This is a genomic window from Cupriavidus sp. 05L411 (assembly GCF_056398045.1).
This window is the reverse complement of sequence record NZ_JBFTOQ010000009.1, coordinates 70,728-94,316: the sequence shown is the minus strand read 5'-3', so window position 1 is coordinate 94,316 and position 23,589 is coordinate 70,728. Positions and strand designations below refer to the sequence as shown.

Below are 23,589 nucleotides of genomic sequence, written 5' to 3'. Positions count from 1 at the left end.
AGGGCTCCCATTCGCACCCCCAAGTCATGAAACTGCCCTCAATTTCGCCAGTCCTGCTGTCCCTGCTGGTCGCCGCGGCCGGCGCCCTGGCGACTGGCGGCGCCTGGCGTGGCATGCATACGCTCGAGCGCGAGGTGGCGCGGGACGATTTCGAGGCGGTGTTCTCGCCAGTCTTCTCCGCCTTGCAAGGGCGCTTGCAGGACAACGAGCAGCTGCTGCGCGGCACCACCGGGCTGTTCGCCGCCGATCCCGCCCTCACCCGCGAGCAGTGGCGCAACTACCTGTACACCACCCAGCTGGATGACCTGCCGCCCGGCACGCACTCGATCGGCTACGCGCGCCTGACCCCGCCGCGGGAGCTCGACTGGCTGGTTGAGACGATACGCCGCGAGGGCCAGCCTGGCTTCGAGGTCTACCCGCTGGGCCCGCGCGATGTGTACGCGCCGGTTGTGTATGTCGAGCCCTTCGCCGGGCGCATCACGCGCGCGCTTGGCTTTGACATCATGTCCGATCCCGTGCGCCGCGCTGCCGCTGAGGCTGCCCGCGATAGCGGCGAGGCGCGCCTGAGCGCCGGCGTGGAACTCACCCGGGAGAGCGAAACGCAGGCGCCGCAGCGTGGCGCGGTGCTGTACCTGCCGGTGTACGGCAGTGGCCTGCCGCTGAACACCCCCGCCCAGCGGCAGCTGGCCGTGACCGGCTACGTCTATACCTCGCTGCGCCTGGAAGACCTGCTGCGCGGGGTCAGCCTGCCCGCGGCCGGCACCTTGTCGCTGCTGCTTTATGAAGGACGCGACACCAAGCCCGGCGCGCTCCTGGCCGGTGACGCCGAGCCCTTGCCGGCTGGCGCGCCGGTCCCGGCGCCGTTGCTGCAGGCCGACCGCGAGCTGACCTATGGCGGCAGGGTCTGGACCTTGCGCGCCACCACCACGCCAGCCTTCGAATCGGCGCATCGCCCGCGGCGCTCCATGCTGGTACTGGCGGGCGGCACGGCAGGCACGCTGCTGCTAGCCTGGATTGTGTTTGGCCTGGCACGCCAGCGGCGCAGGGCGTGGCAGCTTGCGGCGCAGGCGCGCCAGGGCCGGCAGGCGGATGGTGCCCTGCAGCGCGCGGGCCTGGCCAGCGCCAGCGATGCCTTCCTGGTATGCGATGCCGGCGGCCGTGTCCAGATCGCCAGCGCGGCGGCCACCGCGCTGTTCGGCAAGGCGCCGGACCAGTTCCCCGGCACCCTCATCGCTACCTTGCTGCCCGATGCCGCCACGCTGGCCGCGACGGCGCTGGAGGGGCGGCTGGAGAGCCACGCCCGCAGGTCCGACGGCACCATCATTCCCGTGCGCGTGGCGGTGGCGCCGGTGCCCGCGGCCGGGCCCGGCCGGGTGCTGTGGGTAGTGACCGACCTGAGCGCCATCCGCCGTGCCGAACTGGCGGCCGCCGATGCGGCAGAGCGCAGCGCGCGCGTGCTCGATCACACCGCGCTGTGCGTCATCACCTTTGACCGCAACGGCACGGTGACCGGCATCAACCGCGCCGGCCAGCGCATGCTGTGGTACCAGGCCAGCGAGGTGGCCGCAGGCATGCGCTATCTGGACTTCCTCGATCCCAAGGAGGTCGCGGCGCGCGCCGCCGTGCTCACCAACGAGCTGGGCGAGCCGGTGGCGCCGGGCCTGGCCGCCGTGGTCGGCAAGGCCCGGCTCGGGCTGACCGACGAACAGGAGTGGACCTATGTCCGCAAGGGCGGCTCGCGCCTGCCGGTGCAACTGACGCTGACCGCGTTGCCCGAGGCGCACGTGCCCGGCGGCACGGGGGACCCGCCGGCCCCGGCCTTTGCTGGCGAGGCCGGCATCGGTGGCCTGGATGCCGGCGGCTATCTCGCCATCGCGCATGACCTGACGGAGCGCAAGCGTGCCGACGAATACATCCGGCACCTGGCGCATCACGACGCGCTTACGGGCCTGCCCAACCGCGCCCAGCTGCATGCGCGCACGGAACTGGTGCTGCAGCGCGCGCTGCGCAAGGGCGAGCGCATTGCGCTGCTGTTGCTCGATCTCGACCAGTTCAAGCGCATCAACGAATCGCTCGGCCACCACATCGGCGATGAGGTGCTGCGTATCGTGGCCGATCGCCTCAAGGCCGCGGTGCGCCACGCCGACCTGGTCGCCCGCATGGGCGGCGACGAGTTCGTGGTGGTGCTCGACCCGTTGAGCCAGGACAGCGAGGCCGAGCTGGTCGCCGCCAAGATCCTGGCCCGCCTGTCGGAAGACCTGCAGCTAGGCAACCAGCGCCTGCGCGTGACGCCCTCGATCGGCATGGTGCTGTGCCCCGACGACGGCGACAACCTGGCCGACCTGCTCAGGAACGCCGATGCCGCCATGTACGCGGCTAAGCGCCGCGGTGGTGCGCAGCTCAGCCGCTTCTCCAGCGAGATGGCCGAGGCATCCATGGCGCGTTTCACCATCGAGGGGCTGCTGCGGCGCGCGCTGGCCACCAAGGCGTTCAAGCTGCGCTACCAGCCCATCGTCGACACGGCCACGCTGCGCATCGCTGGCGTGGAAGCGCTCATTCAATGGGAGACGCCCGAGCGCGGCGTGATCCCGCCAACGGAGTTCATCCCGATTGCCGAGCAGAGCGGCCTGATCATGCCGCTGGGCGAGTGGATCCTGGCCACGGCCTGCCGCGAGATCCAGCACCTGCGCAGCGAGCTTGGCGTGGAGCTGGATGTGGCGGTGAATATCTCGCCGCTGCAACTGCGCCAGGAAGGGTTTCCCGCCATGGTCACGCAATGCCTGGCGGCCGCCGGGCTGCCGGCTTCGAGCCTCACCATCGAGGTGACGGAGGGCATCCTGATCGAGGGCGGCAGCAAGACCATCGACACCTTCGAGCGCGTGCGCGCGCTCGGCGTGGGATTGTCGATCGACGATTTCGGCACGGGCTATTCGGGCTTGAGCTACCTGACGCGGCTGCCGATCGACAAGCTGAAGATCGACAAATCCTTCGTCGACGATGTGGCGCACGATGAGCATCACCAGGCCGTGGCGGCCGCCATCATCACCCTTGGCCACCAGCTCCACCTGCAGGTGGTGGCCGAAGGCGTGGAGTCGCCCGCGCAGTTCGCCTTCCTGCGCGAACACGGCTGCGATGCCGTGCAGGGCTACCTGTTCTGCCAGGCGGTGCCGCTGGCCGGCCTGATGGAGATCTGCGCGGCGGGCGGTGAAGCGACCATGCAGGCCTGGGCGCAACGGGTGCCGGCCGCGAATTGAGGCGTACCCCCCAAATCCGCCGATACCTGCATCGGGATTCTTTGCCCAACTGCCACACGGCTGGCATGCGCCGCTCCTATGCTGCCCGCTGTTATCAAAGCGCAGAGGGTTGTCCATGCAAGCAGGTGAGTCCGCGCCGGGCCGCGCGTTCCTGGCGGTCGAGCAGGTAGGCAAGCGTTTCGGAGGGGCGGGAGGGTTCCAGGCGCTGGACGGCGTTTCGCTGTCGGTGGCGCAGGGGGAACTGCTGTGCCTGCTGGGCCCATCGGGGTGCGGCAAGACCACCTTGCTGCGCATCATCGCGGGGCTGGAGCGCGAAGACACGGGCCGTATCCACGCCGGCGGGCGCGAGCTGACAGGCTTGCCGCCGCAGGCGCGCGACTACGGCATCCTGTTCCAGTCCTATGCGCTGTTTCCCAATCTGTCGGTGGCACAGAATGTGGCCTACGGCTTGCAGGGCCGCGGCATGGGACGTGCGCATCGCGAGGCCCGCGTCGCGGAAATGCTGTCGCTGGTAGGCCTGGCCGGCAGCGAGCGCAAGTTCCCCGGGCAGCTCTCGGGCGGCCAGCAGCAGCGCGTGGCACTGGCGCGCGCGCTGGCGCCGGCACCGTCGCTGCTGCTGCTCGATGAGCCGATGTCGGCACTCGATGCGCGGGTGCGCGAGCATCTGAGGCTGGAGTTGCGCCAGTTGCAGCGGCGCTTGAACGTCACCACCGTCATGGTCACGCACGACCAGGATGAAGCCATGGCGATGGCGGACCGCATCGCTGTGATGGAGGGCGGGCGCATCGCCCAGGTCGGCACGCCCGGCGAGATCTACGAGCGCCCGGCCTCGGCCTTCGTGGCCGAATTCATCGGCCAGGCCAACTGGCTGGATGGCCAGCTCAGCGGGCGCGATACCTTCAGCGTGGGCGAGCTCGACCTGACCGTGTCCCCGGCCCGCGCGGGCGAGGTGGCCGATGGCGCAGCCCGGCTGTGCTGCCGCCCGGAGGCCATCCGGCTGCACCCCGTGGACGGCGAGCCTAACCGCCTGCTGGCGCGCATTGTCGACCAGACCTATCTGGGCAGCCGCTATCGCCTGATGCTGGAGGCCGACCGCCTGCCGGGCCACACGCTGTTTGCCGACGTGCTGCGCGAGGAGCGCCACCTGTTGCCGGCGCCGGGCAGCCACAAGTTCTGGGTGTCGCTGCCCAGCCAGGCGCTGCAGGTGTTCGCATGACGCGCGCATTGCCCGTGGCCGGGGCGAAGGCCAATAGCGATGCCACTGTCGGTCGCGGGCGTGGCGCCGGCAGCGCGGCGGACCGCATCGCGCATGCCGCGCCCGCTGCGATGAAGTGGCTCTGGCTTGCCGGGCTGGCTGTGGCGCTGGTGCTGCCGCTGCTGGCGCTGTTTGGCCAGGCGTGGTTCGATGACGCCGGGCGCTGGGCCTTGCCCGCGCGCGTGGCCGAGCTGGTCGCCAACCCGAATTTCCTGCCGCTGCTGGGCCGCAGCGTGGCCGTCTCGCTGACCGTGGCCGCGCTGGTGGTGCCGCTGGCCTTTGGCTTTGCCTACGCGCTGCAACGCTCCCGTATCGCGTTCAAGCCGCTCTGGCGCGGCATTGCGCTGCTGCCGCTGTTCGCCCCTTCGCTGCTGCCGGGCATCGCGCTGGTTTACCTGTTCGGCAACCAGGGCGTCTTCAAGGGGACATTCGGCGCGGGCGGCATCTATGGTTTCTGGGGCATCGTGCTGGGCGAGGCCTTCTATACGTTTCCCCATGCGCTGATGGTGCTGATGGCCGCGCTCTCCCTGGCCGACGCGCGCCTGTACGAGGCTGCGCGCGCCATGGGGGCCTCCGCCTGGCGTACCTTCCTCACGGTGACGCTGCCGGGCGCGCGGCATGGCCTGTTTGGCGCGGCGTGCCTCGTGTTTACGCTGGTGGTGACGGATTTCGGCGTGCCCAAGGTGGTGGGCGGCGGCTATCCGGTGCTGGCGCTGGAAGCCTACAAGGCCGTGGTGGGGCAACAGCAGTTCGCGCGCGGCGCGCTGATCGGCATGCTGCTGCTGCTGCCGGCGCTGCTGACGTTCGGCGTGGACATCGCCATGCAGCGCCGGCAACGCGCGCAGATGTCGAGCCGTGCCCAGGTCTATGTGCCGGGCCGCGACGGGCTGCGCGACACGTGTTGCACGCTGGTGGTGATGGTGATCGGCGCCGCCTTGCTGACCATGCTGGCGGCGGCGGTGGGCGCTTCGCTGGTCAAGCTGTGGCCGTACAACCTGCAGCTCACACTGGCGCATTACGACTTCGACAATATGGATGGCGGCGGCTGGCTGGCCTACCGCAACAGCTTGCGCCTGGCTGCGCTGAGCGCACTGGCCGGCACGCTGGCGATCTTCTTCGGCGCGTGGCTGACCGAGCGCACGCGCGGGCCGGCGTGGTTGCATGGCGTGCTGCGCGCCGGCTTTGTGTTGCCGATGGCGGTGCCCGGCCTGGTGCTTGGGCTAGGCTATGTGTTTTTCTTCAACGCGCCGTCCAATCCGCTACACGCGCTCTACGGCACCATGACGCTGCTGGTGATCTGCAACGTGGCCCACTTCTACACCACCGGCCACCTTACCGCCGCCGCCGCGCTGCGCCAGCTCGATGCCGAGTTCGAGGCCGCCGCGCTGTCGCTGGGCGTGGCGCCGCTGGTCACCTGCTGGCGGGTGACGGTGCCGATCTGCCTGCCCGCGCTGATCGATATCTTCCGCTACCTGTTCGTCTCGGCCATGACCACGGTATCCGCGGTGATCTTCCTCTACAGCCCCGATACCGTGCTGGCCGCGATCTCGGTGCTGAACATGGACGACGCCGGCGACACCGCGCCGGCCGCGGCCATGTCCACGCTGATCCTGCTGACCTCGGCGCTGGCCTGCCTGCTGCTGATGGGCGCCGCGCGCGGCTGGCTGCGCCGCACGCAAGCGTGGCGCGCGCCGGCGCCTTGATTCGCCGTCGCTAACCAGCGCCGGCGACACGACACGACACGCCTTTCACGACCCGAATTTCACGACACGCCTTCCAAGGAGAAACCATGACTCACCTGTTCCGCACCGCCACCGCCGTGGCCGCCTTCGCGCTGCTGGCCGGCGCAGCCCATGCCAATACCGTGCTGACGGTTTACACCGCGCTGGAGGCCGACCAGATCGCCGCCTACAAGGCCGCGTTCGAGAAGGCCAACCCGGACATCGAGATCAAGTGGGTGCGCGACTCCACCGGCATCGTGACCGCCAAGCTGCTGGCCGAGAAGGCCGCGCCGCGCGCCGACGCGGTGTGGGGCCTGGCCGGTTCCAGCCTCGCCATTCTCGACAAGGAAGGCATGCTGCAGCCGTACGCGCCGAAGAACCTGGCGGCGGTGGACGCGCAATACCGCAGCGCTGCCAATCCGCCGGCGTGGGTTGGCATGGACGTATGGGGCGCGGCAATCTGCTTCAACACCATCGAGGCGCAAAAACAGGGCTTGCCCAAGCCCACGTCGTGGGCCGACCTGACCAAGCCGGTATACGCCGGCAAGATTGTCATGCCGCATCCGGCGTCGTCGGGCACCGGCTACCTGGACGTGAGCGCCTGGCTGCAGATGATGGGCGAGCAAAAGGGCTGGTCCTACATGGACGCCTTGCACAAGAACATTGGCCTGTATACGCACTCCGGCTCCAAGCCTTGCAAGATGGCGGCGCAAGGCGAGTTTCCGATCGGCATCGCGTTTGAATACCGTGCGATGAAGTCCAAGAAGGAAGGCGCGCCGATCGATATCGTGCTGCCGTCCGAAGGGCTGGGCTGGGACATCGAGGCCACCGCAATCATCAAGGGCACCAAGAACCTGGATGCGGCGCGCAAGCTGGCCGACTTCTCCGCCTCGTCCGACGCCATGGCGCTGTACGAGAAGAACTTCGCGGTGCTGGCCATCCCTGGCATCGCCAAGCCGGATCCGCTGCTGCCGGCCGATTACGAGAAGCGCCTGATCAAGAACGACTTCACGTGGGCCAGCGCCAACCGCGACCGTATCCTTGCCGAGTGGAGCAAGCGCTACGAAGGCAAGGCCGAGAAGAAGTAAATCAGTCAGAAAGCAAAGCAGTAAAACCTGGCGATCAGCATCAGACGGCAAGCCCGGGCAAGCGGTGCGCAATCCAGCGCGTACGGCTTGCCCGGGCGCGCTTTCATTGATGCAAAGCATGGTGGTCCACGCAGAAACGGGTACGTTATTCGTCGCATGACGAGTTGCGGCAAAACGACCCCGTTTGGGCGTTTTTGATGGACAGCGTGCGGGGGAAATGCGAGGAGAAACGAGGGCGTGAGTGTGGACTCACGCTGCTCCGATGCGAGCGCCGCCGGGGGCGCTGCGTAAAAGCGGCCAGGCCTGGCCGCCGTGCTGGCAATCAGCCGTGGGACGCTTCCGAGGGATCGTTGCGCGAGTGCAGTCGGCGATACAGGTCGTCCACATGGCTGCGGCTGCTGCGCAGTTCTTCCCGGCCACGCTCCGTGATCAGGTAGACGCGCCCGATGCCGTCACGCAGGACGCTTTCCATGTAGCCTTCCATCTGCAAGGCGCGCAGCAAGGGACGGACGGTGCCAATGTCCACCTGGAAGCCGTACTCCATCAGCATCTCGGCAAGCATGGCCACGGTGGCCGGCACCTCGACGGCAAATTGGAGGACGTAAATGCGGGCTAGCAAGCCAAGGAACTGTCGTTTCATGACGCTGCAAACGCGTCATCTCCCATTGCGGTTGACGTTGATTTATAGTTGTGAACCGTGCGCCGCAAAAAAAGAAGCCGCCACGTGAGTGGCGGCTTGTCGGGAATGCGTCGGAGGGGTCAATTAACTCTGGCGCAGATCAGAGTTTAAAATAACTAAATACGACTTGTCACGCAACTCATGTAGCCGTCCCCTCTTCAGTAGGGTGTCAGTGTGGTGATTCCGCCAAAAAACGCCTAATAACTCACTTTCAGGCGGCAATCTGGAGCAGGGAGATGTCCGAAACCAGCTTGCGGCCACACTGGCGCCGGGGTTTAATCCGGGCACGCCATCCTCGTCTTTTCTCCCCGCCATGAAACCCACCGACCTGATTCGCCTGCTCAGCCTTGCCGCTATCTGGGGCGCCAGTTTCCTGTTCCTGCGGATCAGCGCGCCGGTGCTTGGTCCCCTGACCGCCGCCTTTCTGCGGGTACTGATCGGGGCGCTGACGCTCTTGGCCTGCCTGGCGATGATGCGTGTGCGCTGGGACATGCGCGGCAAGTGGCGCCAGGTCATGGTACTGGGCGTGATCAACTCGGGCATCCCGTTCGCCATGTACTCCTTTGCGGCGCTGTGGTTGCCGGCAGGCTACTCCGCGGTGTTCAACGCCATGACGCCGCTGATGGGCGTGCTGATCGGCGCGTTGTGCTTTAGCGAGCGCCTGACGCTGGCCAAGGCCGGCGGCGTCGTCCTCGGCGTTGCCGGCGTAGCGGTGCTGACCCGCACCGGACCGGTAGCGTTCTCGCCCCAGGTGCTGCTCGGCGCCGCTGCCTGCCTGGTGGCGACAGCATGCTACGGTCTCGCGGGCTTCCTCGCGCGGCGCTGGATCACCGCGCAGGGCGGTCTGGACGCCCGCCTGGTGGCAACGGGCAGCATGATTGGCGCCACCCTGTTCCTGCTGCCGTTTAGCGCGGCTGCACTGATGCGGGAAAACACGCTGCCGGCAGCCGGCCCGGGCGTGTGGATGGCGATGCTCGGGGTGGGGATGCTCTGCACGGCGATTGCGTACATCCTGTACTACCGGCTGATTGCAGACCTGGGCCCGGTTCGCTCGCTGACCGTGACCTTCCTGATCCCGCCGTTCGGCATCGTCTGGGGCGCCATCTTCCTTGGCGAGCAGTTGTCGTGGGCACACGCCGCCGGCGGAGCGCTGATCGGGATGGCCGTCTGGCTGGTGCTGCGGCCCGCCGTCCCGGCTGCGAGCGCGAATGCGGTGGCGCCAGGGCCGGGCCGGCCCTGACGGCGGAAGGCTCGGCCATCGCGCTCATCTAGCCCATCTCGCGCTACCCGAGCTTCCAGCGCTATCCGTGCTATCCGTGCTATCCGCGCTTAGCGGAAACGATAGGTCACGGCGCCCATGGTGGTCCATTGCTGGCGCCGCTCGGTGATCGGGCTGCTGGCCGCGTCGCCCTGCAGCCGGGCAAAGGTCACGGAGGCTAGCGCGGACCAGTTGCGCGAAATCTCGTAGGTGACGATGCCATTCGCATGCCACTCGCGCAGGCCAGCACCCACGGCATGCGTCTGCAGGCCGGAACGCGCGCTCTGCTCGGCCGTGACGCCAAAGAACGTCTGCATGTATTTGCTGTTGGTCCAGGTCACCCCCGGCCCCAATGTGAATAGCCACTTACCGGCTGGCAGGCTGAACAGCACATCGCCATTCGCAATCAGGCCTTGGCCCTGGCCTGCGATATCCTGCGCCACATCCGCCGAGAACGTCACGAACGACACCTGCGCCTGCGCGAATGCGCGCGCCCGCATAGTCATGTTGACGTCGCCCAGGCCCCTGAGCCGGCTGTCATTCTTGCTTTTGCGCCAGGTCGGGTCGAACTGGAAGTCTGCGCCGATCTGCCAGATATCGTTGTTCACCGCGTAGACCCCGAGCAGGTCGAAGCCGCGCGAGAAGAAGCGGCCGCCGTAGTCGATGTCCTGGTAGATGATCGGATAAACAAGCGTGCTGCGAGAGCCGGGGAAATCCGGCGCGGCGTACACGCCGGGGCCGGCCGAGATCTTCCAGTTACTGGCGGGCGCGATGGTGGCCGGCACGTCAGGCGCTGCCCAGGCGGTTGTGGCGCCCAGGGTGAGGGCTAGAGCCAGAAGTGCGCGGCGGGGCGCGAAGGGGATGGGCATTTGGAGGCGGAGCGGGTTTGAGTGGGGCCGCGCTGCGCGCGGGGGCTAGCGGGGGATTTTAACTGGAGGGGGTGGGGGTGGGGGATTTGGCAGGGTGGAAAACGCTCACCCATGTGCCTGCACTCAAGTGCCGCCTGCTTGCGTGAACTGTGCCGGGGGCTCAAGCCAGGCTTAAGCCGGGCTCAAGCCCGGTTCGCCCACGTTCATCCGCTCAACATTGAAGCGCTCCCTGACCATCACGACTACCCGGCGTGCCAGTGGCAAGCTCCGTATCGCTTCTTCGTCGCTCGTCCCGGGGAAATCGACCTCCGCGCTCCAGTTGCACCCCGTGTGGTCCGGCCGGTGCACGCACACGGCGTGCAGCTGGCAGCCCTGGCAGCCGGGTTGCGCATGCAGGCAATCGTTCAGCAGGCGCTTGAGTTCGGTCAGGGGCTTGGTCTGGCGATCCATGATGGACTCCGGTTGCGCACCGGCGCCCGCGGCGGGCGGGGACGGGCGAGGCCGTGGTTCCGACAATGGGGGCGGTGGAACAAAGGCCGTCTCAGTTGATGGATTTGTCGGCCCGGCATTCGGGGCAAAGGCCGTATAGCACCAGCATGTGCTCGCGCAGCACGAAGGCATTGGCGCTTGCCACTTCGCGCTGGCGGATTTCGATGGCTTCGTCGCGGAATTCTTCCACGCGGCCGCAGGCCACGCAGATCAGGTGGTCGTGGTGGCCGCCTTCGTTGAGCTCGAACACCGCGTGATCGGCTTCGAAGCTGTGGCGCAACAGGATGTTGGCCTGCACCAGCTGGTTGAGCACGCGGTAGATCGTCGACAAGCCGGCGTCGACTTCCTGAGCCAGCAGGATGCGGTAGACGTCTTCGGCGCTGAGGTGGCGCCGCGGGCTGGCACGGAACACTTCCAGCACGCGAACGCGCGGTGACGTCGCCTTGAGTCCGGCACGCTTGAGGTCAATGGGTTCGGTACTGTCGGGAGGCATCAGCATGCTGCGGCTTGGCGCCCGCACGGGGCGCATCGATCGGAAATGAAGGTGTTTGGGCCGGCCGCGCCGTCACGCGCATTGGGCGGACGTTCGCGATACCAACCGTAGGCGTGCAGCGGGCGGCGTCCTGCAAGGAAGGCCGCCCGCTGCTGCAAGCCGTGGCGCACGGCTTGCGGAATAAAAAATGGCTTGGCTTGTCGGCCGAAGAGGCGATCGGGAAAGCGGGGTCTGGTTGCTTTCCCGATCCTCCGGTGACTGGCTACTGCCAAACGCTCCGCGGTACGGAGCGGTCCCCACAAAAGACGGTGATGGATGCCGCGTTGCGACCTCTCAACATTCTGGTTACCGCGGACTTGCCGCTGGCCTTGCTGTGTTCTGGTGCCTGGCGCCGGGCTCGTCTTGCTTGCTTCCTTGCTTGCTTGCCTGCGTCAGTCAGTGAAGCCATGGTAAATGGGAATTAATCTCATTACAAGGAAAATTTTCAACTTATTTCGGAAGGGCTTCGCGGGTGGCGCGGCCGCCAGTTGCACGCAAGCGCGGGAGGAAACACCGGGGGGGACGCGGAAGAAGAAAACGTGCGCCGGGCAAGCGGGAAAGTCCCCGGCGCACGCGAAGCGCGCAGTCAAGCGCGCGATGGCGGCGCCCCCCATGCCAAGCTCAGGGCGCCGCTGGTTACTGCCCTATGCGGATCTCAGGCGCCCGCCAGCCGGAACGTGCCAACGGCGCGGTGCAGCGCATCGGCCTGGTCTTCGAGGGAGGCGGCCGCGGCGGCTGCCTGCTCCACCAGCGCGGCGTTTTGCTGCGCCATCTGGTCCATCTGCGTCACGGCCTGGTTGACCTGCTCGATGCCGCCGGTCTGCTCTTCGGTGGCGGCGCGCATCTCGCCCATCAGGTCGGTCACGCGCTTGACCGCTTCCACGATCTCGCCCATCGCTTGCCCGGCGGTTTCCACTAGCGCCGAGCCATCATCCACCCGCTGCGCGGAGTTGCCGATCAAGGCCTTGATCTCCTTGGCGGCGGTAGCGCTGCGCTGCGCCAGGCTGCGTACCTCGCCGGCCACCACCGCGAAGCCGCGGCCCTGGTCGCCCGCGCGGGCGGCTTCCACCGCGGCGTTGAGCGCCAGGATATTGGTCTGGAAGGCGATGCCTTCGATCACGCCGATGATGTCGACCACCTTGCCGGAGGCGGCCTTGATCTCGCCCATGGTGTTGACCACCTTGCCCACGATGACGCCGCCGCGCACCGCGATCTCCGATGCGCCCTCGGCCAGGCGGCTGGCCTGGCGCGCGTTGTCGGCGCTCTGGCGCACGGTGCCGGTGAGCTGCTCCATGCTGGCTGCGGTTTGCTCTAGCGACGCCGCTTGCTCTTCGCTGCGGCGCGACAGGTCGGCGTTGCCGGTGGCGATCTCCCTGGCCGCTCCGGCGATCGAATCCGCCGAGCCGCGGATGCTGCCGATGGCGCCGGTCAGGCGGGTTTGCATCTGCTGCATGGCGAACAGCACGCTGTGGTTGTCGCCGGGCGCGGTGTGCACTTCGCTGGCCAGGTCGCCTTCCGCGATGCGCGCGGCGATGCGCGAAGTCAGCGCCGGCTCTCCGCCCAGCTGTTTTTGCAGGCCGTTGGCGATGCGCACCACCACCACAGTCATCACCGTGCCGATGCCCAGCAGCAAGGCCAGCGACTTGAGCAGCGCCTGGCGGAACGCCGCGTCGATATCGTCCAGGTAGACCCCGGCGATGAAGTTCCAGTCCCACGGCTTGAAGTTCGCCACGTAGCTCAGCTTGGGCTGCGGCGCCTCGGCACCAGGCTTGGCCCACAGGTATTGCACGTAGCCCTGTCCCGCGCCCTTGCCGATCGCGGCAATATCGCGGAACAGATAAGTGCCCTTCGGGTCCTTGGTGTCTTCCATGTTCTTGCCGTTCATCTCCGGTTTGAACGGATGCATCACCACGACCGCGTTGGAGTGCATCAGGGTGAAGTAGCCGTCCTCGCCAAAGCGGATGGCGCGCACGCGCTCCAGGGCCTGCTGCTTGGCCTCTTCCATCGGCATCTTGCCGCTGCGCCCCAGTGCCTCGTACGACTGGACCATGGACAGCGCGGTTTCGGTGACGTGGGCCAGGTCGAGCTTTCTCTCCGCCAGGCGCAGCTCGCGCATCTGCCAGGCATCCCATAGCGTCAGCCCGAGCAGGCAGACCCAGCTCAGCAGCAATGGCAACAGCAGTTTTTTCCTCAGGCTCAGGCGCTCCAGCATTCTCTCTCCCCCTTTTTCCAGCTATGGATTTACGGCACTCCTGATGCGATAACGGCGCCCCGGAAGACAAACTTGACGACCGCTCGCTAGGGGATTTCCTCAGGTGCAGCAAGGCTTGCAGGGGAATTTGCCAATGGCGTGCGCGTAACCGCACAAATGATCTTTTGGCTGCGGATGACGCTGCACTTCAAGGGGCGTTCCGAGCGTGGAGCGTGTAATGGAACGTAATGCCTGGTCGCCAGTGCAAGCATTGCGATTTCAAATGAGAACCATTATCCTTTCGGTTTATTTGCCTGGGCCGTCACCTGGCATGGGGCGCGGCACCTTCGCGCGGACGCGGCAAGCTGACCAGTGAGGCACCGGAGAAGCGGGTTGCCGGGCGCCGGAAGATCAACAAACATGACTGAAACATCGCTAGGGGCAGGCCAGCAGCGCCGGGCCTTCTGGCTCAAGCACCTGCATCAGTGGCACTGGATCAGTTCGGCAATGTGCCTGATCGGCATGCTGCTGTTCGCCGTCACCGGCTTCACGCTCAACCACGCTGGCCAGATCGAGGCTCGCCCGCAAGTGGTCACGCGCACGGCGAGCGCGCCGGCCAGCCTCACGGCGGCCTTGCGCAAGGCCACGCACGCAGACAAGGGCCCGGTGCCAGCGGCGCTGGCCAACTGGCTGTCGCAGGAACTCGATATCAACGCCCATGAGCGTGAAGCCGAGTGGCAGGCCGATGAGATCTATGTCGCATTGCCGCGCCCGGGTGGCGACGCCTGGGTCAGCGTGGCACTGGACAGCGGCGAGGTGCAGTACGAGAAGACCACGCGCGGCTGGATCTCCTACCTGAACGACCTGCACAAGGGCCGCAACACCGGCCGCGCCTGGAGCCTGTTCCTGGATGTGTTCGCCGCGGCCTGCCTGATTTTCAGCGTGACCGGGTTGTTCCTGCTCAAGCTGCACGCCGGTGGCCGCATGGCGACCTGGCCGCTGGTCGGGCTGGGCCTGGTGGTGCCGCTGTTGCTGGCGCTGCTGTTCATCCACTAACGATCACTAGCGATCACCTGATCCCATTTACCGTTCCAAGACGAGGTCCCGTTATGCGCCGATTGCTTACCGTCACCCTTACCGGCCTGGCCGCGGCTCCGTTCGCCAGCCCGGTCGTGGCGGCCGAAATGAACGTCAAGGTAGAGATCCCGCGCCTGAACGTCGCGGAGTACCACCGGCCCTATGTCTCGATGTGGATCGAGCGCGCCGACCAGAGCCCGGCCGCCACGCTGGCCGTCTGGTATGACGTCAAGCACAAGGACGGCGAGGGCACCAAGTGGCTCAAGGACATGCGCCAGTGGTGGCGCAAGGCCGGGCGCGACATGCAGATGCCCGCCGATGGCATCTCCGGCGCCACGCGCGCGGCTGGAGAGCACACGCTCACTTTCACGGATGCCAAGGCGCCACTGGGCAAGCTGCCCGCCGGCGAGTATCAGCTCGTCGTGGAAGCCGCCCGCGAGGTCGGTGGCCGCGAGCTGCTGCGGGTGCCCTTTGCCTGGCCGCCGAAGGCAGCCGCCTCGGCCAAGGCCAAGGGCGAGCATGAGCTTGGCGGCGTCTCGGTCGACCTGAAGCCCTGAGGCCCCGAGCCCTGAGTCCTGAGCCCCGAACCGATCAACCAGCCCTGCATTCAATAGCAAGAGGAATAGGAGCATGACGATGAAGACCTTCGCCACCAAACTGTCCGTCCAGGCCGCCGCGCTGGCCCTGGCCGCGCTGATGCCGCTGGCCGCCCACGCACACCGCCAGTGGCTGCTGCCGTCGGCGACCGTGCTGTCGGGCAGCGACCCGTGGGTGACCGTCGACGCCGCTGTGTCGAACGACCTGTTCTACTTCGAGCACGTGCCGCTGCGCCTCGATAACCTTGCCGTGACCGCGCCGGACGGCGCCGCGGCCAAGGTCGAGAACGCCAGCACCGGCCGCTATCGCAGCACCTTCGACGTGCACCTGACCCAGCCCGGCACCTACAAGGTGGCCATGGTCAACCACGGCCTGTTTGCCAGCTACAAAGTGGACGGCCAGGCCAAGCGCTGGCGCGGTTCGCCCGAAGCCTTCGCCAAGGAGGTGCCGGCCGGCGCGCAGGACCTGCAGGTGACGCAGGCCGACAGCCGCCTGGAAGCCTTCGTGACGGCGGGCAAGCCTACCGCCAAGGTGCTGCAGACCACCGGCCGCGGCCTGGAGCTGGCACCAGTCACGCACCCGAACGACCTGGTCGCCGGCGACGCCGCCAGCTTTCGCCTGCTGCTGGACGGCAAGCCCGCCGCCAACGTCAAGGTAGCCGTGGTGCCGGGTGGCATCCGCTACCGCGACCAGTTGCAGGAAATGGCGTTCACCACCGACGCCGACGGCAAGTTCAGCGTCAAGTGGCCGGCCCCGGGCATGTACTGGATGGAAGCCGAGGTGCGCGACGACAAGGTTGCCGTCAAGGAAGCCAAGACACGCCGCGCCAGCTATGCGGCCACGGTGGAAGTGCTGCCGCAGTAAGCGCAATGCCACACCGGCAGGCGGCGGGGCGTGAGTCCCGTCGCCTGCCCAAGCCCTAAGCCCCCAGCGGGCTTTTTGTGTTTTCGTCGTTTCCGTCTCCTGTCCATCACTATCGGTCACTGGCCGTCTCATATGCAGCGTGTCCTGGTTCCCCTTTCGCTTGGTGCCGTGCCGCCCGTGCCTGCCGCGGCGTCACGCCTGTGCCGGCGGCAAGGCGAGACCATGGGCACCACTTGGTCGGTGGCGTGGGCCGCATCGCCCGTGGCAGTCGATCAAGACACGCTCGACGGCGGCATCCGCGCCGTGCTGGCCGAGGTCGTCGCGCAGATGAGCAACTGGGACGAAGCCTCGGACGTGAGCCGCTTCAACCGCGCCGCGGCCGGCAGCTGGCAGGTGCTGCCAGCCGACTGCTTCACCGTGCTGAAGGCCGCGCTGCAAGTGGCGCGCGACAGTGGCGGCGCCTTTGACCCCAGCGCGGGGCCGCTGGTCGACCTGTGGGGCTTCGGCCCGGCGCCGCGCCGTACCCAAGCGCCCGCGCTGGCGGCGCTGGAGCAGGCGCGCGCGCAATGCGCATGGCAGCGCATCGTCATCGACGAGGCGGGCAGCCGCGTGCAGCAGCCCGGCGGCATCCGGCTGGACTTCTGTGCCATCGCCAAGGGCTTTGGCGTGGACGCAGTGTCGCGCTACCTGAGCGGGCAGGGCATCGACAACCACCTGGTGGAAATCGGCGGCGAGCTGCGCGGCCATGGCGTCAAGCCCGACGGCATGCCGTGGTGGGTCGCGCTGGAAACGCCGCCGGGCGGCGGCGCGGCGGGGCACGAGACGCTGGTCGCGCTGCATGGCTTGTCGGTGGCCACCTCCGGCGACTACCGGCGTTACTTCGATAGCGGCGGTCGCCGCTATGCGCACACGCTGGACCCGCGCACGGGCTACCCGGCCAGCCACGCGCTGGCCTCCGTCACGGTGCTGCATCCGCAATGCATGATGGCCGATGCGCTGTCCACCGCGCTGACCGTGCTGGGTCCCGAGGCGGGCATGGTATTCGCCCGCCGTCATGCGCTGGCCGCGCGCTTCCTGATCCGCCGCAGCGACGGCTTCGACGAACGCTTGTCGCCGGCCTTCGAGGCCATGCTGTCATGACCACGCCCGATACCGCCTCCTCCCTGCCGATGGACCCGCCGGCCGCGGCTAGCCCGCGCCAGCAGGGCCACGACGGCCACGCCAGCAGTTCCGGCAATACCGACGATACCGGCAATTCCCGCAAGCGCATCCGCATCATCGACACCGTGATCCTGCTGGGCGCGCTGGCTGGCGTGGTTGGCATCGCTCTGGGCTTTCTCGCACCCAGCCGCACCGGCATGGCCGCCGGCGTGGTAATAGCCTATGCCGGGTTCTGTGCCGCCTTGATCGGCCGGCATCGCCAGCGGCATGCGCGCGCCGGCCAGCTATCTGAGGCCAAGGACGGCGCCACGGTCGTGGCCTATGCGAGCCAGAGCGGGTTTGCCGAACAGCTTGCATTGCAGACCGCGCAAGCCCTGCAGGATGCCGGCGTGCCCGCGCAGCTGCTATCGTTCGACCAGCTGGAGGCTGGGCGTCTTGCCCATTGCCGCCAGGTGCTGTTCGTGGTCAGCACCACGGGCGAGGGCGATGCGCCAGACAGCGCCTCGGGCTTTGCACGCCGCCTGACGGCCGCCGCCGGTGCGGGTGGCCTGCGCGCGCTGCGCTACGGCATCCTCGCGCTTGGCGACCGCAGCTACGCGAACTACTGCGCCTTCGGCCACGCGCTGTCGGCATGGATGCAGCGCCAGCATGCGCAGGCGCTCTTCGACACGGTGGAGGTGGACAACGGCGATGCCGGGGCCCTGCGCCACTGGCAGAACCATCTCAGTGCGCTCGCCGGCGGCGCCGAGATCGCCGACTGGGAAAAGCCCCGCTACGCCGACTGGCGGCTGCACGAGCGCAGGCTGCTCAATCCCGGCAGCCCGGGCGCGCCAGCCTTCCACCTTGCGCTGGTGCCGGCAACCGTGGGCGACGGCGCGCCGTCGTGGCAGGCCGGCGACATCGCCGAGATCGGCCCGTGCCTTGCGCCGTCCGAGGTGGCGCGCGTGCTGGCAAAGCTCTCGCTGGAGGGCGACACCGCCGTGCGCTGCGATGGCGCATCCACCACGCTGGCGCAGGCGCTCGCCACGCGCATCGTCCTGCCCGATCCGCATCTTGCCGCGCTGGCCGGCGTCACCCCGCAACGGCTGGTGGATACGCTGCCGCTGTTGCCGCACCGCGAGTATTCGATTGCCTCGCTGCCGGGCGACGGGCAACTGGATTTGCTGGTGCGCCAGACGCGCCATGACGACGGCCGGCTCGGCCTGGCATCCGGCTGGCTCACCGCGCATGCGGAGCCAGGCGCGGGCATCGCCCTGCGCATCCGCACCAATCGCGGCTTTCATCCGCCAGCGGATGATCGCCCGCTGATCCTGATCGGCAACGGCACCGGCCTGGCGGGCCTGCGCGCGCATCTTAAGGCCCGCGCCGTTGCGAGGCATCATCGCAACTGGCTGCTGTTTGGCGAGCGCACCGCGGAGCACGACGCGTTCCACCACGCTGAGCTCGCCGCATGGCAGGCCAATGGCGTGCTGCAGCGGCTGGACCTGGTCTACTCGCGCGATGGCGGCTCGCTGCATTACGTGCAGGACGCCGTGCGCGCATCGGCCGGCGTATTGCGCGAATGGATCGAAGCCGGCGCGGCCATCTACGTTTGCGGCAGCCTCAAGGGCATGGCCAGTGGCGTCAACGCGGCGCTGTCGGACGTGCTGGGCGAAGAGGCCCTGCTGCGCCTTGGCGAGCAGGGCCGGTATCGGCGCGACGTCTACTGAGCCTGCCTGGAGAACAATCAGGCTGGCGCAGCGTCCGTTGCCGCCTCCATCAGCGCATCCACCACCACCGCCCCGCCCGCGCTCACCATCACCGGGTTGAGGTCGATCGAGCGGATCGCACCGTTGGCCTCAAGCATCAGCTGGCCCACGCGCACGGCGATCCGGCACAGCGCCGCCACATCGACAGCCGGCTCGCCGCGCACGCCCGCCAGCAGCGGCGCAATGCGCAGGCCGGCCACGGCGCGCGCCACCGCGGCCTCGCTGCACGGCGCCAGCAGCACGGCCGTGTCGCGCAGCACCTCCACATATTTGCCGCCGTCTCCCACCAGCACCACCGGCCCGAACACCGGGTCCCAGTGCGCGCCCACCATGCATTCGCGCTGGCCGCGTTCCATGCGTGCCACCACCACGCCCTCGCAGGCCGCGCCGAGCTTGTCCAGGATGTCGGTCTGCGTGAGGAAGGCCTGCGCCACGGCGTGTTCATCGTTGCAATTCAACGCGACAAGGCCGTGCTCGCTCTTGTGCGGCACTTGCGGCGAGCTGGCCTTGACTGCGACGGGCCCTTTCAACTCGCGCCAGGCCGCGACCGCTTCATCCACGCTCTGGCACAGCTTGTGCGCTACCACCGGGATGCCGGCCAACGCCAGGCGCGTGAGGCTCGCCGCCTCGCTCAGCGTGTGGCCGGTAGCGCTCGACGCAGCGCCCGCTGCTTCGCTTGCCGCCGGCCGATGCGCGGCGACGGCCGTGTCTTGCGCGGCCACATCGCGCAGTTGCTGCTGGTGCGTGACCAGTTGCGCGAACGCAGCCAGCGCCTCGGCGCCGCTGGCATAGGTCGGCACGTTGGCCGCGCGGAACGCGGCTGCCACCGGCGCCTGCCAGGCCGCCACCGCAATCGGCTTGCCGGCGCTGTCGGCAAAGCTGGCGGCGTCGCGTGCAAAGCGTGGCAGGTCGTAGCCCATGCCCGCCACCGGGATATCCAGCAGCAGCAGGTCGGCGGCCGGGTCGGCGGCCACCACCGGCAGCACGTCGCCAAACAGCCCGCTGTTGGTCAGCAGCGCGGCGGTGACATCGACCGGGTTTGCCGTCGAGGCGAAACCGGGCAGGCGCTCCGCCAGCGCTGCCTGCGTGGCCTGCGACAGCGGCGCCAGCGCAAGCCCGAGCGGCTCTGCCGCATCGGCCGCCATCACGCAGCTCGCGCCGGAATTGCTCACCACCACCAGCTGCCGCCCGCTGGCCTGCCAGCCGCGCAGGTAGAGCGGCGCACAGCGCGCCAGCGCGTGCGCATCATCCACGCGGCAGATGCCGTGCCGCGCCAGGAAGGCACCCACCGCGCGGTCTTCATTGGCAATGGCGCCAGTGTGCGACGCCGCCGCGCGCTGGCCCGCGCTGGAGCGGCCCGCCTTGACGGCAACGATGGGCACGCCACGGCGGCGCGCCACCGCGGCGGCTTGCGCCAGCACCGCCGGATCGGTCAGGCTCTCCAGGTACAGCAGGATCAGTTGCACATCGGGATCGTGCGCCACGGCCAGCGCCAGCTCGCTCACCGTGATGTCAGCTTCGTTGCCGGTGGCGTGCATATGGCGCACGCCGATGCCCTGGCCGCGCAGCAGGCCGTAGACCATGGCGCTGACGCCGCCGCTCTGGCTGACTACGGCCACCGGGCCATCCTGCGGCGGCACTTCGATAAACATGGTGGAGAAGCTGGCAATGGTGCCGGTGCCGAAATTGGCCAGGCCCTGGCTGTTCGGGCCAACCAGGCGCAGCCCCGCACCGGTGGCAACCCGCACCATCTCATCCTGCTGGCGGCGGCCTTCCTCGCCGGCTTCGCCGAAGCCCGAGGCGATCACGATCGCGGCCGCCACGCCCAGCCGCGCGCAATCGCGCACCGCCGACACCGCTGCGTCGCCGCCCACCACGATGATGGCCAGCTCCGGCACCTCGGGCAGCGCATCAAGCGAGGCAAAGGCGGGCATGCCCTGGATGGTGTCGCGCTGCGGGTTCACCGGGAAGAGCTTGCCGGCGTAGCCATGCTCGCGCATGTAGTAGATGGGCCGGCCACCGATCTTGTGGATATGGTCGGAGGCGCCGATCACCGCGATCGAGCGCGGCGCCAGCAAGGCTTGCAAGGTCTGGTTCATGATGAATGCGATCCGGAATCAATGGCCGGCATGTCCGGCTTCAGGGAACAGCGTGAATGGCTCAATCGATGGTGGCGCCGGAGGCCTTGACCACCTTGCCCCATTTGTCGATCTCCCGGGTCAGGAACTGCGCCGTGGCGCCTGGCGCTGTCCATTCCGCGGCGAAGCCCTGCGTAGCGAACTTGGCGCGTACCTCTTCCTGTTCAAGCACAGCCTTCAGCGCGCTGCTCAAGGTGGCGATCACGGCCTGTGGTGTCGCCGCCGGCGCGAGCAGAGCATTCCACGCGGTGGCCTCGTAGCCTGGCAGGCCAGCCTGCGCCATGGTGGGCACATCGGGCGCGGCGGGCGAGCGGGTCGTGCCGGTGATCGCCAGCGCGCGCAGCCGGCCCTCGCGCACGAAGGGCATGGCGGAGAGCATGGTGTCGAACATGACCGTGGCTTGCCCGCCCATCACATCGGTGAGCGCGGGCGCGCTGCCTTTGTACGGCACGTGGGTCATGTGCGTGCCCGCCATGCTGTTGAACAGCTCGGCGGCGAGGTGCGTGGACTGGCCGTTGCCGGAGCTGGCAAAGCTGACTTGTCCCGGCTTGGCCTTGGCCAGCGCGATCAGCTCCGCGACATTGGCCGCTGGTGTGGCGGGCGCCGTGACCAGCACCAGCGGGCCGCGCGTCAGCAGCGAGACCGGGGCGAAGTCCTTCTGCGTGTTGTAGCCGGGCTTGGTGAACAGCGTCATGTTGATGGCGTGCGCCGTGGTCGCCACCAGCAGCGTGTAGCCATCCGGGGCGGCCTTGGCGGTGGCCTCGGCGCCGATATTGCCGCCCGCGCCGGGCCGGTTCTCGATCACCACGGGCTGCTTGAGCTGCTCCGACAATTTCTGCCCGACCACGCGCGCCACGATGTCGGTGGGGCCGCCGGGCGGGTAAGGCACAATCAGCCGCACCGGACGCGTGGGCCAGTCCTGCGCGCGTGCGCCGGGCGCGGCCAGCAGCACGGCGGCCATTGCCATCGCGCCCATCAGCAGGGCGCGCGCGGGCCGCCGAAGCGGCAAGGTTCGGACCATGTTGGTCTCCAGGGTGTCGATGTGTGTTGATGCGTCGTGCTACGTAGTGCTACGTCGTGCTACGGCGGACCATGCGGCGACTCGCGCTGGAAACGCAGCAGCGTGCGCTCGCCATGGCGCATGAACCCCGCGCGCACGCGCTCGCCGATCGTCACGCCGGGCTCGGCATGCGCCATCACGCGCGGGCCTTCGTCAAGCGTGGCCAGCACCAGCGTGTAAGGCGCCAGCGCGCGGAAATCCTCGGTGGGCGCGCGCGCGACTTCGGTGACGCTGTGCACGGTAGCGCGGCCCGTGGCGTCGCGCCACGCCAGCCGCGTGCTGCCGCAAGCGCGGCATGCATGGCGCTGCAGCGGTTGCCACGCGGCGCAGTCCTCGCACGCCTGATAGCGCACCACGCCCGCGTCGAGGCCGGCTTGATAGGGATGGTCATTGCTCATGGCGATGTCCTTGGCGAAGCGGTGGGTATTGCAAGCGTTCTCATGCCGCCTCCAGCACCAGGCTGACATGCGAAGACAGCACCCCGCCATCCGCGTGAAACAGCGCGCGCTTGCGCGGCGGCAACTGGCGCGCGCCAGCCTTGCCCGCAAGCTGCCGCGTGGCTTCCGCCAGGTGCATCAGCCCGCCGGCCACGCCCGAGTGCCCGAAGGCAAGCAGGCCGCCGTGCGTGTTGAGCGGCAGCGCGCCGTCGCGCGCAAAGTCGCCTGCGGCAAGCCGCTGCGGCGAGCCGCCGCGCGCGGCTATGCCAAGCTCTTCCAGCAGCATGGCCAGCGTGATCGTGAACGAGTCGTAGATCGCCAGGTAGTCGATCTGCCCGATCGTGTTGCCCGCTTGCGCGAGCGCGCGCCGCGCGGCGTCGGCGGCGCCGGTAGCCAGCACGCTCTCGAGCGCGCACAGATGCTGGTGGCGATGCGCCTGCCCCGCGCCCGTGATGCGCACGGGTGTGCCGCCGCCCGGCTCGGCGGACACCACCAGCGCCACCGCGCCATCGGAGATCGGGCAGCAGTCCGACAACCGCAGCGGCGTGGCGATGGGCTTGGCGGCGCGTGCCGCATCCAGCGTGAGCGGCTCGCGCAGGTGCGCATCGGGGTGCCCCGCCGCGTGCTCGCGCATCAGCACCGCGAAGCCGCTGAGCGCGTCGGCGTGCATGCCGGTCTCGGCCAGATAGCGCGAGGCCAGCAGCGCGTAGTAAGCCGGCACGGAAGCGCCGTTGGGCACTTCCATGTCCGGCTCGCCAACCTGGGCCAGCGTCTGGATGGACTGGTCACGGCTCTGGCCGGAGAGGCGGTTTTCGCCGGCCACCACCAGCACGTTGCGGCAGCGCCCTGCGCCCACCAGCTCGCGCGCCAGCATGGCCATCACGCCGCCGGTGGCGCCGCCGGAGGCCACGCCGTGCGCGTAGGCCGGATCGAGCGAGGCGTACTCGCAAAAGCGCGTGGCCAGCATCAGGTGCGGCAGCGTGGTGGCGTAGCCGCACAGCACGCCGTCGATGTCGGCGCGGGCCAGGCCCGCGTCGGCCAGCGCGGCGTCGGTGGCCTGCGCCATCAGCGTCAGCGGCGTGCTGCCCTCGACGCGGCCAAAGCGCGTATTGCCCGCGCCGCGCAGGTAAGCTGCATGTTGCATGGGGCCTCTCTCAATACTTCAAATACG

19 protein-coding genes are annotated in these 23,589 nt (G+C 68.4%); 10 read left to right on the top strand and 9 right to left on the bottom strand.

Translation table 11 applies throughout. The annotated features are described in order from the left end of the window. The first annotated feature begins 26 nt into the window (after positions 1 to 26). From AC1DQR_RS13265 to AC1DQR_RS13250, 4 genes are all read left to right on the top strand, one after another. Positions 27 to 3,254 carry a bifunctional diguanylate cyclase/phosphodiesterase gene (locus tag AC1DQR_RS13265; RefSeq protein WP_416051350.1) on the top strand — a complete coding sequence of 1,076 codons (3,228 nt, stop codon included), beginning with the start codon at positions 27 to 29 and terminating at the stop codon, positions 3,252 to 3,254. A 115-nt stretch (positions 3,255 to 3,369) separates the two neighbouring features. Beyond that, positions 3,370 to 4,470: a putative 2-aminoethylphosphonate ABC transporter ATP-binding protein gene (locus AC1DQR_RS13260; protein ID WP_477133129.1), complete on the top strand. Its 1,101-nt coding sequence runs from the start codon at positions 3,370 to 3,372 to the stop codon at positions 4,468 to 4,470. Further along, positions 4,467 to 6,212, top strand: a complete 1,746-nt coding sequence (locus AC1DQR_RS13255) for a putative 2-aminoethylphosphonate ABC transporter permease subunit (protein WP_477133128.1) — start codon at positions 4,467 to 4,469, stop codon at positions 6,210 to 6,212. The genes AC1DQR_RS13260 and AC1DQR_RS13255 overlap by 4 nt, the downstream gene beginning before the upstream one ends. A gap of 86 nt (positions 6,213 to 6,298) precedes the next feature. After that, entirely contained in the window at positions 6,299 to 7,318 is a 1,020-nt protein-coding gene (locus tag AC1DQR_RS13250; RefSeq protein WP_416051353.1) for a putative 2-aminoethylphosphonate ABC transporter substrate-binding protein, read from the top strand. A 322-nt stretch (positions 7,319 to 7,640) separates the two neighbouring features. On the opposite strand, the gene AC1DQR_RS13245 is transcribed toward AC1DQR_RS13250, so the two are convergent. Further along, positions 7,641 to 7,958 (bottom strand): PadR family transcriptional regulator, encoded by a 318-nt coding sequence (locus tag AC1DQR_RS13245; protein ID WP_150985106.1) that lies wholly within the window; start codon positions 7,956 to 7,958, stop codon positions 7,641 to 7,643. A 352-nt stretch (positions 7,959 to 8,310) separates the two neighbouring features. Here AC1DQR_RS13245 and AC1DQR_RS13240 point away from each other — a divergent pair, with 352 nt between their 5' ends. Further along, a complete protein-coding gene (locus tag AC1DQR_RS13240) occupies positions 8,311 to 9,237 on the top strand; it encodes a DMT family transporter (protein WP_416051354.1) in 927 nt (308 codons plus the stop codon). 89 nt (positions 9,238 to 9,326) lie between these two features. On the opposite strand, the gene AC1DQR_RS13235 is transcribed toward AC1DQR_RS13240, so the two are convergent. The 4 genes from AC1DQR_RS13235 to AC1DQR_RS13220 form a co-directional block, all read right to left on the bottom strand. After that, positions 9,327 to 10,124 carry a MipA/OmpV family protein gene (locus AC1DQR_RS13235; RefSeq protein WP_477133127.1) on the bottom strand — a complete coding sequence of 266 codons (798 nt, stop codon included), beginning with the start codon at positions 10,122 to 10,124 and terminating at the stop codon, positions 9,327 to 9,329. 171 nt (positions 10,125 to 10,295) lie between these two features. Then, entirely contained in the window at positions 10,296 to 10,574 is a 279-nt protein-coding gene (locus tag AC1DQR_RS13230; protein ID WP_416051356.1) for a hypothetical protein, read from the bottom strand. 91 nt (positions 10,575 to 10,665) lie between these two features. Beyond that, positions 10,666 to 11,112, bottom strand: a complete 447-nt coding sequence (gene fur / locus AC1DQR_RS13225) for a ferric iron uptake transcriptional regulator (protein ID WP_006159115.1) — start codon at positions 11,110 to 11,112, stop codon at positions 10,666 to 10,668. A 688-nt stretch (positions 11,113 to 11,800) separates the two neighbouring features. Continuing rightward, on the bottom strand, positions 11,801 to 13,357 hold the full coding sequence (locus tag AC1DQR_RS13220) for a methyl-accepting chemotaxis protein (protein ID WP_416051357.1): 1,557 nt from the start codon (positions 13,355 to 13,357) through the stop codon (positions 11,801 to 11,803). A gap of 399 nt (positions 13,358 to 13,756) precedes the next feature. Here AC1DQR_RS13220 and AC1DQR_RS13215 point away from each other — a divergent pair, with 399 nt between their 5' ends. The 5 genes from AC1DQR_RS13215 to AC1DQR_RS13195 all read left to right on the top strand — a co-directional run bounded on the left by AC1DQR_RS13215 (position 13,757) and on the right by AC1DQR_RS13195 (position 18,744). Next, positions 13,757 to 14,392, top strand: coding sequence for a PepSY-associated TM helix domain-containing protein (locus tag AC1DQR_RS13215; protein WP_416051358.1), 636 nt, complete (start codon positions 13,757 to 13,759; stop codon positions 14,390 to 14,392). Positions 14,393 to 14,445: 53 nt separating this feature from the next. Next, positions 14,446 to 14,970: a DUF2271 domain-containing protein gene (locus AC1DQR_RS13210; RefSeq protein ID WP_416051359.1), complete on the top strand. Its 525-nt coding sequence runs from the start codon at positions 14,446 to 14,448 to the stop codon at positions 14,968 to 14,970. Positions 14,971 to 15,049: 79 nt separating this feature from the next. Next, positions 15,050 to 15,874, top strand: coding sequence for a DUF4198 domain-containing protein (locus AC1DQR_RS13205; protein ID WP_183030948.1), 825 nt, complete (start codon positions 15,050 to 15,052; stop codon positions 15,872 to 15,874). A gap of 132 nt (positions 15,875 to 16,006) precedes the next feature. Beyond that, positions 16,007 to 17,014 (top strand): FAD:protein FMN transferase, encoded by a 1,008-nt coding sequence (locus AC1DQR_RS13200; protein ID WP_477133126.1) that lies wholly within the window; start codon positions 16,007 to 16,009, stop codon positions 17,012 to 17,014. Between the two features lie 218 nt (positions 17,015 to 17,232). Beyond that, the gene (locus AC1DQR_RS13195; protein WP_477133170.1) at positions 17,233 to 18,744 is read left to right on the top strand and encodes a sulfite reductase subunit alpha; all 1,512 of its coding nucleotides are present in this window, start codon (positions 17,233 to 17,235) and stop codon (positions 18,742 to 18,744) included. A 17-nt stretch (positions 18,745 to 18,761) separates the two neighbouring features. On the opposite strand, the gene AC1DQR_RS13190 is transcribed toward AC1DQR_RS13195, so the two are convergent. The 4 genes from AC1DQR_RS13190 to AC1DQR_RS13175 form a co-directional block, all read right to left on the bottom strand. Beyond that, complete coding sequence (locus AC1DQR_RS13190; protein ID WP_416051361.1) at positions 18,762 to 20,882, bottom strand: acetate--CoA ligase family protein; 2,121 nt, start codon at positions 20,880 to 20,882, stop codon at positions 18,762 to 18,764. A gap of 61 nt (positions 20,883 to 20,943) precedes the next feature. Next, positions 20,944 to 21,942: a tripartite tricarboxylate transporter substrate binding protein gene (locus tag AC1DQR_RS13185; protein ID WP_416051362.1), complete on the bottom strand. Its 999-nt coding sequence runs from the start codon at positions 21,940 to 21,942 to the stop codon at positions 20,944 to 20,946. Between the two features lie 59 nt (positions 21,943 to 22,001). Beyond that, a complete protein-coding gene (locus tag AC1DQR_RS13180) occupies positions 22,002 to 22,379 on the bottom strand; it encodes a Zn-ribbon domain-containing OB-fold protein (protein ID WP_416051363.1) in 378 nt (125 codons plus the stop codon). Between the two features lie 40 nt (positions 22,380 to 22,419). Beyond that, entirely contained in the window at positions 22,420 to 23,562 is a 1,143-nt protein-coding gene (locus tag AC1DQR_RS13175; RefSeq protein ID WP_416051364.1) for a thiolase family protein, read from the bottom strand. Positions 23,563 to 23,589 lie beyond the last annotated feature (27 nt).